11 protein-coding genes are annotated in these 13,571 nt (G+C 41.2%); 7 read left to right on the forward strand and 4 right to left on the reverse strand.

Annotated elements, in window-relative coordinates; all coding sequences use genetic code 11:
- Positions 1 to 409 precede the first annotated feature (409 nt).
- Positions 410 to 1,810: a tyrosine-type recombinase/integrase gene (locus H6G83_RS19780; RefSeq protein ID WP_190475449.1), complete on the forward strand. Its 1,401-nt coding sequence runs from the start codon at positions 410 to 412 to the stop codon at positions 1,808 to 1,810.
- 70 nt (positions 1,811 to 1,880) lie between these two features.
- On the opposite strand, the gene H6G83_RS19785 is transcribed toward H6G83_RS19780, so the two are convergent.
- Entirely contained in the window at positions 1,881 to 2,258 is a 378-nt protein-coding gene (locus H6G83_RS19785) for a hypothetical protein (protein WP_190475451.1), read from the reverse strand.
- 430 nt (positions 2,259 to 2,688) lie between these two features.
- On the opposite strand from H6G83_RS19785, the gene H6G83_RS19790 reads away from it, so the two are divergent.
- Positions 2,689 to 2,985: a hypothetical protein gene (locus H6G83_RS19790; RefSeq protein WP_190475452.1), complete on the forward strand. Its 297-nt coding sequence runs from the start codon at positions 2,689 to 2,691 to the stop codon at positions 2,983 to 2,985.
- 556 nt (positions 2,986 to 3,541) lie between these two features.
- Here the strand turns inward: H6G83_RS19790 and H6G83_RS19795 are convergent.
- Positions 3,542 to 5,872, reverse strand: coding sequence for a PAS domain-containing sensor histidine kinase (locus tag H6G83_RS19795; protein WP_242044696.1), 2,331 nt, complete (start codon positions 5,870 to 5,872; stop codon positions 3,542 to 3,544).
- Positions 5,873 to 6,668: 796 nt separating this feature from the next.
- On the opposite strand from H6G83_RS19795, the gene H6G83_RS19800 reads away from it, so the two are divergent.
- The 4 genes from H6G83_RS19800 to H6G83_RS19815 are packed head-to-tail and all read left to right on the forward strand — an operon-like array spanning position 6,669 to position 10,046.
- The gene (locus H6G83_RS19800; RefSeq protein ID WP_190475455.1) at positions 6,669 to 8,222 is read left to right on the forward strand and encodes a DEAD/DEAH box helicase family protein; all 1,554 of its coding nucleotides are present in this window, start codon (positions 6,669 to 6,671) and stop codon (positions 8,220 to 8,222) included.
- Positions 8,152 to 9,369, forward strand: coding sequence for a DUF790 family protein (locus tag H6G83_RS19805; RefSeq protein ID WP_190475457.1), 1,218 nt, complete (start codon positions 8,152 to 8,154; stop codon positions 9,367 to 9,369). Before H6G83_RS19800 ends, H6G83_RS19805 begins: the two co-directional genes overlap by 71 nt.
- Before the next feature lies 1 nt (position 9,370).
- Positions 9,371 to 9,613, forward strand: coding sequence for a hypothetical protein (locus H6G83_RS19810; protein WP_190475459.1), 243 nt, complete (start codon positions 9,371 to 9,373; stop codon positions 9,611 to 9,613).
- On the forward strand, positions 9,594 to 10,046 hold the full coding sequence (locus tag H6G83_RS19815) for a type II toxin-antitoxin system VapC family toxin (protein ID WP_242044697.1): 453 nt from the start codon (positions 9,594 to 9,596) through the stop codon (positions 10,044 to 10,046). Before H6G83_RS19810 ends, H6G83_RS19815 begins: the two co-directional genes overlap by 20 nt.
- 405 nt (positions 10,047 to 10,451) lie before the next feature.
- Here the strand turns inward: H6G83_RS19815 and H6G83_RS19820 are convergent, their stop codons facing one another.
- The gene (locus H6G83_RS19820; protein WP_190475462.1) at positions 10,452 to 10,646 is read right to left on the reverse strand and encodes a hypothetical protein; all 195 of its coding nucleotides are present in this window, start codon (positions 10,644 to 10,646) and stop codon (positions 10,452 to 10,454) included.
- A 58-nt stretch (positions 10,647 to 10,704) separates the two neighbouring features.
- Positions 10,705 to 10,848, reverse strand: coding sequence for a hypothetical protein (locus H6G83_RS19825; protein WP_190475464.1), 144 nt, complete (start codon positions 10,846 to 10,848; stop codon positions 10,705 to 10,707).
- A gap of 169 nt (positions 10,849 to 11,017) precedes the next feature.
- Here H6G83_RS19825 and H6G83_RS19830 point away from each other — a divergent pair, with 169 nt between their 5' ends.
- The gene (locus tag H6G83_RS19830) at positions 11,018 to 13,561 is read left to right on the forward strand and encodes a tetratricopeptide repeat protein (protein ID WP_190475466.1); all 2,544 of its coding nucleotides are present in this window, start codon (positions 11,018 to 11,020) and stop codon (positions 13,559 to 13,561) included.
- Positions 13,562 to 13,571: the final 10 nt, after the last annotated feature.

The raw sequence follows: 13,571 nt of genomic DNA on the forward strand, positions 1-13,571 counted from the left end.
CGGTACGCCGGAGGTTATCAAAAACGCCTGTGGAGAACTTGTAAGTCCTGAAGTAATTCCGGCAGAGATCGTTGAAGCAGGAATCACGCGACTTCAAGTCCTGTGAGGTTCAAACTTTAGCCAAATGTATATATTCATTGAAGGACAACAATACATAACTTAAGCACCAAAATTTTCTGTGAAGACTGGGTGTAGGGGGGTATAACGGTTTTGAATACCGCCGACATTTGCTGTTAAAATATCTCCTATGAGAGCCATAATTGAAAATCAAGTGCTATTTCTGCATCACGAGGACTTACCAGAGTTTAAAAAAAGTGGTTCTGTACTTAGAAATTCAACAAACGCTAAAATAAGGGTTTAGATACCTGATTATTGGGTATTTCACCTCAATTGAGCCAAGTTTGAGCCAATGGATAAATCACTTAAGACTGTCAAAAGTAAAGCTAAGAAGGGGCAAGTAGCTGTTAGGCTAGACTCAGGTATTATAAGAGCCTGCTTTCCTAGAACTCACTTTGCGGAGGAGAAGCAAGTAAAATTATCAACAGGTATATCTGTTACTGAAGGTTGGGAGGTTAAGGCAGGGCAACTACAGAGGCGGTTACAGATTGAGCTAGAGGAAGGTAAATTAAAAGACATTGAAGGTAACTTTAATCTAGTCAGATATAGGGAGATTCTAGAAGAGTATGGACTAAGGGCTAAGTTGAGGTTAGTGGAGCCAGTTAATAACTCTAATGAAACTAAAATTGACTTAAGTTTGTTAGAGATATGGGATAGGTATTGTGAATATAGGAGACATTCATTAGCTGAGACTACCTATATATTAAAGATGAGGAGGCATTTTAGAAATGTGATAGAGAAGGGTATAACCTCTATAGGGGAGGATGGTAAGTTCACCCCTATAAGCTTCAGGCACTGGTTAATAACTAATGTAAACCTAGAAACTGCTAAGAATGTGCTGCAACATCTGAGCAGGGCGTATGACCTTGCAGTTTCCCAAGGCATTGTTATTAAAAATATATTTAAAGGATTGGCTGATGAGGTTAATGTAAGGAGGAAAACTAAAGTTATTAAGCCAGATGAATATGTCAATGAAGATGTAGATATCTTAGATAGGAATAAGGCATTTACCTGGGAAGAGGTAGAGGAGATAATTAACTTTATTCAAAATAATAGTAGAATAAGTCACTATTACTACTACACAAAGTTTAAGTTCTTAACTGGGTGCAGACCAGGAGAAGCCTCAGCATTATGGTGGTCAGACATTAAGTGGGCTGATGAGTGTTTATTAATTAGAAGAACATATAATGAACACTTGAAGATATTCAAGTCTACTAAAAATGAGACTATTAGAATGTTCCCTATGCCTAAAGATGGGGAATTATGGCAACTTATTAAATTAATCCCTGAAGGTGAGCCTAATGAGGTAGTCTTCAAAAATAGGCAGGGTAAGGTGATAAGACCTACTAGCTTCTTTCATAGTTGGCATGGTCAGGATGGGAGCTTGGGTATAATTCCAACATTAATAAAGGAAGGTAAGGTTTCTAAATACTTACCCCCATACAATACTAGACATACCTTTATTAACCACCAGATTAATGAGGTTGGTATTGCTCCTCATATAGTTAATGCTTGGTGTGAGCATAGTGAGGAAATATCAAGAGAACATTACAGGCAGCTAGATTTGAAGATAACCCCTGGTTACAAAAAAGAGAAGTCAGAGAGTCAATCAGTTAACTCAGAGATTGAGATTCTAAAGGAGCAATTGAAGAGGCAGCAGGAGCTAATTAATAGGCTCATGGAGGGGAGATAATCTAACCTATAAAGGCAATAAAAAAGAACCATTTAGATTGTTCTCTAAAGGGGTTTTATACTAATTAATGTCAAATACTATCTTTAATAAATTTGAGGAGCCTACGTCTTTCCTTAATTCCTATCTTATTAATTCTACTCAGCATAATGACTACTTGGTTATAAGTTAAGAAATCCTCCTGAAAGATAATCTCATCTTCTGCACCACCACCAGTTATAGTAAAGCTATACTCAACTTTAATACCTTGCTCAGTTTTAATCTTCTCCCAAGCTTTCATATAATACACATAACCTAGCGCCATAACTAAGTCATAAGCATTAATATACTTACCTACAATCTCACCTTTATCATCAGTAGGGAAGCTAAAGTGAATAGGGGTGAGGTAGCCTTCTTTAGTTAGAAAGAACTCAGTGAACTCTCTAGCCTCATAAATATTTAACTGTTCCATAGTAGTTAATATAATTAATTTAATATCAATACCGTTGCCAAAATAAACCCATATCAACTAAATCACCTACCTTAATTAGGCTTACAGACACTTCTATTAATACGTTTCCCTACATTTATCTATAAGTTAGTGGTAATTAACATTAATATATCATTATGTAGTTATATAAGATAAGTACCTAACTTAGAACCTTACTTCTATAACCAACTATTCACTATGAGAACGGTGTTGTTATATCTCCCTATGTAGTTACTATATTGTTTTTAAATAGCGGCCCAGATTGGAATTTAAGGTGGCTAAGGTTCAGGCAGCTTAATTATAGTTCCCTAATATTTTGAGCCAATTTTGAGCCAATTTGCACCCACCCAACCTAAGTCAGCTACTATTTAAGTGTACATTATGTATTTTGCGATCGCTTAAAATATCTCCTATGAGAGCCAAAATTGAAAATCAAGTGCTATTTCTGCATCACGAGGACTTACCAGAGTTCAAAAAAAGTGGTTCTGTAGTCAGGAATTCTTATTTTTGGGCGCTACGTTCAATTGCAGGTAGGGCTTCGCGTTATCGTGATTGGGAATATGAAAAAGAAGTATGGCTAGCACTGGCGCGAATGCTGTTATCCTTTACAGAGTCGGGATATTTGGGTTATCGAGAAACTATATTAGAGTTTCCCTTATCACAAGGAGAAATTCCTGATGTGTTACGCAATGTCTCTACGTGGGAATAACTTATGGTAGGGGACAGGCGATAGATTCAACATCCGTTGACTATAAAGATTTTGTGATTACTCAGTGTCCTAACCCGCGCTCAATTTTTCTTTTGGGTGCTATCCTACTATCTTATTTATTTGGTCTACTAGCTGGCGAAAACGGGTATGCTGACATCTTGCACCTTCTCAATAAGTTAGTGGCTCCCTGCACTCCCCACCCTACGAAATCATCAGGGTTTTGAAGCTCAGATTTTCGCAATAACAGAGTGGTGCAAGATATAAGCCTCCCACGGGAGCGTTCATCGCGCCCGCAAAATATGAAAGAAACACAACTATTCCCTATTTTCTTGTTTCTGTCACCTGTCAAGAGTCACCTGTGTTTCTTGAAAGTTGTCAGTTATCAGTTATCAGTTATCAGTTATCAGCCTCCCACGGGCGCAGTTAACGCTCCCGCAAAATATAAAAGAAACACAACTATTCCCTATTTTCTTGTTTCTGTAACCTGTAACCTGTCAAGAGTCACCTGTGTTTCTTGAAAGTTGTCCAACCTCACAAAATCGCGTTGCTCCCCCTGTCACCTGTCCCCTGACTTCCTTGGTAAAGTCACAATAAAAGTTGCGCCTTTGCCAATTCCAGGGCTTTGGGCTTGGACTGTACCACCGTGCAGTTCTACTAGGTGACGCACTAATCCTAATCCTAAGCCGAGTCCGCCGTGCGATCGCGTGCTGGAACCATCGGCTTGACGGAAGTTTTCAAAGACGTAAGGGAGAAATTCGGGGGATATTCCTAACCCTGTGTCGATAACGCGGATTTGCACACAATTGTCTAGGCTTTGTAATTGTATGGTCACTTTGCCACCTGCGGATGTAAATTTGACGGCGTTGGCGACTAAATTCCAGATAATTTGTTGTATTCTGTTAGTATCACCCATAATTACCCCAACGCTAGGGTCAAACTGGTATACCAGATGAATATCTTTGGCTTGGGCAGCTAGTCTGAGGTTATCAATTGTTGCTTCTATAACTGATATCAGTTCTACTGGTTGAGTATTTAGGTTCAGTTTCCCGCGAATAATTTGCGAGACATCTAAAATATCTTCAATCAGTTGTGCTAGGGATTTACTATTACGCTCGATGGTTTCTAATGCTAGGGCGGTGGTATGGCTATCAAATGAGCGACTTTTGAGTAGCTGTGTCCAACCGAGTATGGCATTGAGGGGAGTACGCAGTTCGTGGGAGATTGTACCGAGAAACTCATCTTTGATCCGGTTGGCGGTTTCTGCGGCGCTGCGGGCTGCTTGTTCGCGGGCTAGGAGTTGTTCGCGTTCTTGTTCTACTTGTTTGCGATCGCTAATATCAATCATAAACCCATGCAGCAGGCTGGGCTTTTCTCCATCCCTCACCACATTCACGATGTCATACAGCCAAACAACTCTGCCATCCGCCGACAACATTCTATACTCAAATTCGTAGTTATCCACTAGCAAGGAGGACTCATAGCAATATTGCAGCGCCCAGTCCCGATCCTCTGGATGGATGTGTTCATACCAAAAATCATGGGTGTACCAATCTGTCACAGGATAGCCTAAAATCTCCACACTTTGCGGCCCCACATAAGTAAAATTCCCTGTACAAGCATCGACTTCCCAAGGAATTACACGTACTTTTTCTGTTATTGTCCGTAATCTAGCTTCGCTGGCTTTCAGGGCTTTTTCTGCTTGTTTTTGTTCAGTAATATCTGTCACTAAAGCCACAAAGCCTTCGACTTGTCCAGATTGATTGAATCGGGGAATGTAGGTAACTTTAAAATCGTGAATCATATCATGTTTATCACGCACTTGACTTTCAAAAGTGATTTTTTCTCCTGACATGACGATTTTTATATAAGGCAAAATACGCTGATAAACAGATTCTCCTAAAATTTCTTTGATATGTTTGCCATAAGTTGCTGATACAGAAAGCCCAAACAATTCTTCATATCCTTTATTATTAAAACGATAGCGTTGTTCGGCATCAACATAGGAGATTAAAACAGGCACAGAATCGGTAATTAGTCGCAATTCATCTTCTCGTTGATGCAGTGTTTCTAATATTTGTTGCGTTTCCTGTAGTGCAGCTTGCTGTTTGCTAATATCCAGTACAAAACCAATTACTTGTTGCTGTTGCTCATCTAAGAAAGCACTACCAATTAATACTGGAACACGGCTACCATCTTTGCAGATGTATTCCTTCTCAAAATGCTGACATACGCCTGATGTTTTCAGTTCATCAATGGAATTATTACTAACTTCTTCATATTCTGGAGGTGTCATCTGTCGCCATTGTATTAACCCGGCAACTAGCTCCTCCCGCGTATAGCCTACCATATTTAAAAAAGCTTGATTAGCTTCGGCGATCGCTCCGTTTATATCCGCTACAATTATGCCAATAATATTGGACTCTGCCAACTTTTGAAACCTTTTATTACTGGTTTGTAGTTGTTGAGTAGTCGTTTCTAAACGCTCCTTGGCAAGACGTAACTCTGCATTTAGCCAGTTAATAAACGTTGCTATCAGCATGAACAAGCCTAAGCGGATGCTGTTGTCCATACTAGCAACAGATAGGGAATACACTGGTTCAAAGAAAAAGAAACTTACGGTAACAATAGATAAAAAAGTAGCAAATAGCCCCATCCTAAAGCCACCATACCAGGAACTTACCGCTACAGCCGCAAAAAATAGTAAAAAAATAGTTGGTGATAATAGTGATCTAAATAATAGTGTCAGTAACCAAGCACCACTAACTGCGAACAATGCCACAGCGTAGGGTGCAAGCCGAGGGCGTATTCCTTTCAACGTGGCTTCTCCTTCGATACCTCTAGCTAAAGCATTATTTCCAAAATTCTCCAGAAAATGCGATCGCTCCAAACCTATTTTGCCTTAGCTAAATCCATGACTAACATTCACCCCTTCAGAATCTATCTAAAGAAATAACCGCTATAATATTCCACTCCTGTCTATATGAAAAGATAAAACCGATTGATAATTTTATTTAAAAATTATCTTACTGTTGTAACCAAAAAACCAAAAATTTGCCTTGTATAAAGCACAGAGTGACACAAAAAATCAAATATTTGTAGTGGACTGGCAAGGCTAAAATGTTGCATTAGAGAATCAGTTTTATCGGCGTTCATCGGCGGTTTTTTATTTAAATCTAATGCACAAGTTTAGTCTAGACACGCCAGTAGTGGCGTGGCAAGCTTAAAATGTTGCATTAATTAACCACAGAGGCACAGAGACACAGAGGTTAGAGAGGAAACTTATTGCACTATTTTAGCCTTGCCACGCTAGTAGTGGCGTGACCGGACTAAAATGTGGCAATAGGTTTGGGGAAAATTGAACGCAGATGAACGCAGATGAACGCAGATGAACAAGATGATAGATTGTTGGCTAATGCACAAGTTTAGGCTTGCCACGCCAGTAGGCTGGGCGATGACCACCACATCCAAGCTTTGCTAGGCTAGGATTCCATGTAATAAATTACACAACCATACAAGATATCTCTTCCCTAGCCTCCAGCCTCTAACCTCTAACCCCTATATAGTGATGCACTTTTTAGGTTATTAGTAATCAAGGGACTAGCCCTTAACTACTCAAGATAAATTACCACAATATAGAATAACCTCCCAGTCCCCAATCCCCAGTCCCCAGTCCCCAATTCCCAATGCCTCGCACACCCACCTTAACTTACGATCGCGGTACACTGATTTTGCATCCACCACCACGCGGTAAAGCCTGGATGGACTTTGCTACATGGGATGATAGGGTGGAGAAGTTTCGCATCCCCGCCATGAAATACCGTGCTGTAGTAGAAGCACTGCAAGCGGAAGATGTGTACTTTATCGATGAAGCCAAGCAATTCTACCCCATAGACTTGGTTGCGAGTATGGAAATGGAACCCTACGCGCATCAGAGTGAGGCGTTAGCGGCTTGGAAACTGGCGGGTAGACAGGGGGTAGTAGTATTACCGACGGCGGCGGGAAAGACTTATTTGGCACAGATGGCGATGCAGGCGACACCACGCACTACCCTCATTGTTGTGCCGACATTAGATTTAATGCACCAATGGTATGCTCATTTGGTAGCGGCGTTTCCCGATGCTGAGGTGGGGTTATTGGGGGGTGGTTCGCGGGATAAGTCGCCTATTTTGGTAGCTACTTATGATAGTGCAGCCATCCACGCCGAAGCTTTGGGTAGTCAATATGCTTTGATTGTGTTTGATGAATGCCATCATCTACCTACAGATTTTAACAAAGTGATTGCCGAATATGCGATCGCCCCCTATCGCCTGGGACTTTCCGCCACCCCAGAACGCACCGATGGGAAACACGCTGATTTGAATATTCTCATTGGACAAGAAGTATATCGCAAACGTGCCGAAGATTTGGCGGGAAAGGCGTTAGCTGAACATGAAATTGTCCAAATTAAGGTGAAATTATCACAGCATGAACGGGAAAGATACAACGAGTTAATTCAACTCCGCAACGATTTCTTACGCCAATCAAAGATATCCTTGGGGAGTATCCAAGGTTGGCAAATGTTTGTGCAAATGAGTGCGCGATCGCAACCTGGACGTAGAGCTATGTTAGCGCATCGTGAAGCCAAAGAAATCGCATTAGGTACGGATAGTAAGTTAAGAATTTTAGCTAATTTACTCGCCAAACATTATCCAGAACGGGTGTTAATTTTCACGGCTGATAATGCCACCGTTTATAAAATATCTCAAGATATGCTTATTCCGGCAATTACTCATCAAACACCAGTTAAAGAACGCCACGAAATCTTAACTAAATTTCGCCAAGGTGAATATAATACCTTAGTTGCTTCCCATGTGTTGAATGAAGGCGTTGATGTACCCGCCGCTTCCATTGCTATTATTTTATCTGGTACAGGCTCAACTAGAGAATATATTCAACGTTTGGGGAGAGTTTTACGTAAGGGAAATATTCAAGATAAACAAGCGATTTTATATGAAGTGATAGCAGAAGATACTAGTGAAGAAAATACTTCTGCCAGAAGAAGGGGTGAGGAAAGACAAGGAAAATTACAAGTTATTTATGGCAGTGGGAAAGGAACCACAGCGAAAGCTGCCGAACAAATTGAGATAAATTATAAAGTCGATAATCCAAAAACCAACAACCAGGGAAATGCTACCTACGGAACTACTAAGCCACCGTCTCAACGGCGAAGAAATAATACCAAAAAGACTGAAGATTGACCAGAGAACTATAGACTTAACCAATGAATTAATTGCTTGTTTCCAAGCAGCACAAGGTAAGACACAAGGTTTTTTGGAAAGTCAGCTTTTAGATTTAGAAGGAGACGCAACAGATTATCGAGTTAAGCGGGGTTTGGCTTATATTATTAAAAGCAACTTCTGCACTTTTGAAGTGGTGAGTCCGATAGAACCACAGCTATTAAGAGAAAAGGTGTTTGCTTTAGCAGCAAAATCTGCACCTAGCCGGGAAGCAACCCAATTGACATTGAGTAAAGTTGCTGATGAATTAACCCAGGAATTAGAACGGGAGGTTTTAATTCAGCAAGTGCAAGATGGACTATATGCCGACTTAACTGAAAATAAGATTTTAACAAACTTTGATGTACCGACAGCAGTAGATATATTAAATAGATATAATTTATCTCAGGTGCAGGGAATCTTTTATAAATCAAGTAAGTTAGTATTAAACGCCCATCGTAATGTACCGGGGGAATATAAACTATTATTCCGCTATTTGAAGCTATTTCAACTGATGGCTTATATTGAAGGAGACGCTGACCACGGGTTTACAATTACCGTAGACGGGCCGACGAGTTTATTTCATGCTAGTACAAGATATGGGCTGGCGATCGCCAAACTTATTCCCGCCTTACTTCACGTCACCAAATGGAGTCTAGCCGCCACATTACAAACCCGTGATGTCTACACAGATACTTGGAAAACAGGCAGATTTACCCTCAATTCCGAATGCGGTTTAGTATCCCACTACTCCAAAGGAAAACCCTACGATAGTATGCTAGAAGCATCCTTTGCTGATAAATGGGATGCCTTAAAAACCGATTGGGTATTAGAAAGAGAAGTAGATTTAGTTCCCATACCTGGAAGTGTAATGATACCTGATTTCCGCTTAGTTCATCCTGATGGACGCGACTTTTTATTAGAAATTGTTGGTTATTGGCGACCAGAATATTTACAAAAGAAATTTTCTCAAGTGCGACGTTCTGGTTGTGATAATTTGATTCTAGCGATTTCCGAAAGATTGAATTTAGAAAAAGCCGGAGTTAAGTTAGATAATGTACCAGCGAGAATCATTTGGTTTAAAGATAAATTATTACCAAAATCTGTATTAGCAGTGTTAGGAGAATGAAATGAAAAGCATAGAAACAATTGCCACAGTCACAAAAGATGGTAAGATTACCGCCCAATTACCCTTAGATATTCCAGAGGGTGAACATCAGGTGGTGATAGTAATTGATGAACAACCTTTAGGGGAGAAAGCGGAGACAAAACAAAAGCGTCCGCCTCTCAACTTTCCAGTACATAGTTGTGGTGCTTGGCCTGAGAATTTATCTTTAAGACGTGAGGATATGTATGATGATTGGGGACGGTAGACCTGTTTTTCTAGATACCAATACCTTAGTGTATGCTAGTCTGAGTGAATCCCCGTTTCATCAAGTGACTATGGAGACTATCCAAAGTTTTTATGATGCAGGGGTTGAGTTGTGCATTAGCAGACAAATAATCAGGGAATATTTAGCTACTCTCACTCGTCCTCAACAATTTACTAATGCACTACCCATTGCAACAGTGCTTGAGGATATCCAATATTTCCAAAGCCGGTTTTTAATTGCTGAAGATAGTTCTCAGGTAACAGAAAGGTTATTGACACTTATGGAAGAAATTCCCATTGGTGGTAAACAAGTTCATGATGCTAATATTGTCGCCACAATGTTAGTTTATGGCATTCCTCAGTTACTCACTTATAACACAAGTGATTTTGCAAGGTTTTCTGGGTTAATTACCATTTTGCCATTGCAAAATTAGCGGATGTTGGCAAGGTGCAAAGTATAGTAAGACCCCTCTCCAAACCTCTCCCCTAAAAGGAGAGAGGCTTTAATTGCTCCCCCTTCCCTTGTAGGGAAGGGGGCTGGGGGGTTAGGTCTGACGTTAACTTTTCCACATGAAATGAAAAGTCAGAATTAGAAGATGTTTAGAAAGTTAAGTAGTGGCTTGGCAAGATTAAAATGTGGCATTAGATTGGGAAAAAATTGAACGCAGATGAACTCAGATGAACTCAGATGAACAAGATGATAGATTGTTGGCTAATGCACAAAATTAGTCCGGTCGCGCTAGTAGCGTGACCGGACTAAAATGTGGCATTAGATGGGGGAAAAATCGAACGCAGATGCACGCAGATAAACGCAGATGAACAAGATGATAGATTGTTGGCTAATGCACAAAATTAGTCCGGTCATGCCAGTAGTGGACTGGCAAGGCTAAAATGTGGCAATAGGTTTGGATAAATTTGAACGCAGATGAACGCAGATGAACGCAGATGAACAAGATGATAGATTTTTCGCTAATGCACAAGTTTAGGCTTGCCACGCCAGTAGGGTGTGTTACGGCTGTGTAGATATTTGGCACTGCGAGAGAGTCAATATCAGCCGTAACGCACCGATAAATGTTAGCAATGTTTACTGATTTATTTCATCTCTGTTTCTGTTACTTCTACCAATTCCCAAATCAGAATAGCTAACTCAATCACAATACCTGAACCTGGGATAAACCAGTCAGCAATTAAAGGAATCATAAATAACATAACCGCCATCAGCTTCTTATTTTTCATTGCTTTATCTTGAACGCTGAAGCAACGGTAAATTTGGGGTAGTAAGTGCAAGCAAAAGGCGCTGACTATTGGCTGTGATGCGTGAATATGCTGCTGTTTGAGTTTGGGGATGTTAGATTAAGTTTGGGGAATCCCGAAACTTTGTCGCAAATTTGGGCAAGAGTAAACGATGGGGGATGCTAGCTACGGTGATGTTGTCAAAGCGCGAGTAAGGACGCTGTTAGAGCGTTTTTTGGCTTATGCTAATGATGAGTTAGAAAATTGTGAACGTTTTAAAATTGACTGCAACTGGGAAACGCCCAAGCAAGTAATAGTGAGGACACAGCTAAGAGTTTTGGCGGAACTTAGCGGTTTAAGTAAAGAACAAGTCAGAGACGGACTAAATGCGCTGAAGGATTTTTTGAAAATTCTGGAAGACTTGCGCGAACATAAACGGGGTTCGGAGAATTGGCACTTTCGGCTGAAGCTTTGGGATGACAAACGCAACAAAGACGGAAATTTACAGAAATTTGATGCAGAATGGCAACGTTGTCGAGAAGAATTACCCGGTGTACAGCGTGCGGAAGCTAAAAAAGCCAAACTCGCACCTACCCCTTATAACAATCTTCCCTTAAGTAGCGTAGTGGAGTTTGTCGGACGTGAAGCGGAATTGCAAGAACTCCATCAACTGTTGCAGGAAAATCAACAGGTAGCAATTGCAGCTATTGCGGGGATGGGTGGAGTCGGGAAAACACAACTAGCTTTGCAATACGCCAATTCACACCGCCTCAGTTATCAAGGCGGAATTTGCTGGTTGTCTGCACCGCAGGATGTGGGGGTGCAATTAGAAGACTTTGCTCTTAGTGTACTGAAGTTAAATCCACCACCAGAAGATTTAGGTTCAAATTTAGTTAGGAGAATCAAATACTATCTAAATAACTGGCGCGAAGGTGAGGTTTTACTGGTAATTGATAACGTCACTAACTATAGAGAGGAAGTTAGATGTTATTTAGAGTCTGTTCCTTCCCGGTTTAAGCAGTTGATAACCACGCGGGAAAAATTACAGTCGCCAATAGTGCGATTAGATTTAGATGTGCTGACACCACTAGCGGCGATGCAGTTATTAAAATCGATAGTGGGTAGAGAAAGGCTGCGACGTGAACCTTTAGTGGCGAGAGAACTTTGTAAGCGGTTGGGGTATTTACCCTTGGGTTTGGAATTAGTCGGGCGTTATTTGTTAGGTGATAAGGAGTTATCCCTAGCAGAAATGCTGCAATATTTGGAAAAGGAGGGTTTAAACCATGAGGCTTTAAAAGAAGTTCCTCAAGAAATGCGTGTGAAATTGGGTGTGGCTGCTGCTTTTGAGTTAAGTTGGCGACGCTTGCGAGAAAATGCCCAACATTTAGGTTGTCTTCTCAGTTTATTTGCTCAAGCACCAATTCCTTGGGAGTTGGTGGAGGGTATAACAATAAATAATGAGGCTCAAAATTGGAAACAAGCTAGGCGTGAGTTGTTACAGTTACATCTACTCCAGCGCAAAGCTGAGGGAGTTTATCAACTTCATCCCCTGCTGCGAGAGTTTTTTCAATATAAGCTTACAGGTTTAGAACAGGCGGAGGAATTTAAAAGAGCGCTTTGTCAAGTAATGATATCAATTGCCAAGAAAATCCCTAACTCACCTACACTACAGCAAATTAAAAATTTTGGCCCAGCGATACCTCATTTAACTCAAGTTGCAAATGATCTGATTAAATTTACCAGCGATGATGATTTAATCTGGTCTTTCCTTGGTAACGCTCGATTTTATAATGGTCAAGGACTATATACTAAAGCTGAACCTTGGTATTACCAGTGCCTAGAAGCTACTAAAAAACGCCTGGGCAAAGAACATCCTTATGTTGCCTCTAGCCTCAACAACCTAGCAGGACTCTACCGTGACCAAGGCAGATACAGTGAAGCCGAACCCTTGTACAGCCAAGCCTTGGCAATGTGGCGCAAACTCCAGGGCGAAGAACATCCTGATGTTGCCTCTAGCCTCAACAACCTAGCAGGACTCTACCGTGACCAAGGCAGACACAGTAAAGCCGAACTCTTGTTAATCCAAGCTTTGGCAATGCAGCGCAAACTCCAGGGCGAAGAACATCCCGATATTGCCACCAGCCTCAACAACCTAGCACTACTCTACAGTGACCAAGGCAGATACAGTGAAGCCGAACCCTTGTACAGCCAAGCTTTGGCAATGCAGCGCAAACTCCAGGGCGAAGAACATCCCCACATTGCCCAAAGCCTCAACAACCTAGCAGGACTCTACTATTCCCAAGGCAGATACAGTGAAGCCAAACCCCTTTATATAGAAGCATTGGCAATGCGGCGTAAACTCCTGGGCGAAGAACATCCCCACATTGCCCAAAGCCTCAACAACCTAGCACTACTCTACTATTCCCAACGCGAATACAGTGAAGCCGAACCCTTGTACAGCCAAGCATTGGCAATGCGGCGCAAACTCATGGGCGAAGAACATCCATATGTTGCCATAAGCCTCAGCAACCTAGCAGGACTCTACTATTCCCAAGGCAGATACAGTGAAGCCGAACCCTTGTTCATTCAAGCTTTAGATATTTTAGAGCGACAGTTAGGGGTAAATCATCCTAATACTCTAACTGTGCGTGAAAATTTAGCAGATTTGCGCGTAGGCGAAGACCGCCGTAGGCATCGCCTAAACTCGCAACAGTAAAATTCCCGTT

The organism is Anabaena azotica FACHB-119 (assembly GCF_014697625.1).
GTDB classification, from domain to species: domain Bacteria; phylum Cyanobacteriota; class Cyanobacteriia; order Cyanobacteriales; family Nostocaceae; genus Trichormus; species Trichormus azoticus_A.

Coding starts and splice junctions, on each gene's coding strand:
- H6G83_RS19805 (WP_190475457.1), top strand. CDS start 8,152: ATGCTACCTACGGAACTACTAAGCCACCGTCTCAACGGCGAAGAAATA.
- H6G83_RS19800 (WP_190475455.1), top strand. CDS start 6,669: ATGCCTCGCACACCCACCTTAACTTACGATCGCGGTACACTGATTTTG.
- H6G83_RS19790 (WP_190475452.1), top strand. CDS start 2,689: ATGAGAGCCAAAATTGAAAATCAAGTGCTATTTCTGCATCACGAGGAC.
- H6G83_RS19815 (WP_242044697.1), top strand. CDS start 9,594: ATGATGATTGGGGACGGTAGACCTGTTTTTCTAGATACCAATACCTTA.
- H6G83_RS19785 (WP_190475451.1), bottom strand. CDS start 2,258: ATGGAACAGTTAAATATTTATGAGGCTAGAGAGTTCACTGAGTTCTTT.
- H6G83_RS19830 (WP_190475466.1), top strand. CDS start 11,018: ATGGGGGATGCTAGCTACGGTGATGTTGTCAAAGCGCGAGTAAGGACG.
- H6G83_RS19780 (WP_190475449.1), top strand. CDS start 410: ATGGATAAATCACTTAAGACTGTCAAAAGTAAAGCTAAGAAGGGGCAA.
- H6G83_RS19810 (WP_190475459.1), top strand. CDS start 9,371: ATGAAAAGCATAGAAACAATTGCCACAGTCACAAAAGATGGTAAGATT.
- H6G83_RS19825 (WP_190475464.1), bottom strand. CDS start 10,848: ATGAAAAATAAGAAGCTGATGGCGGTTATGTTATTTATGATTCCTTTA.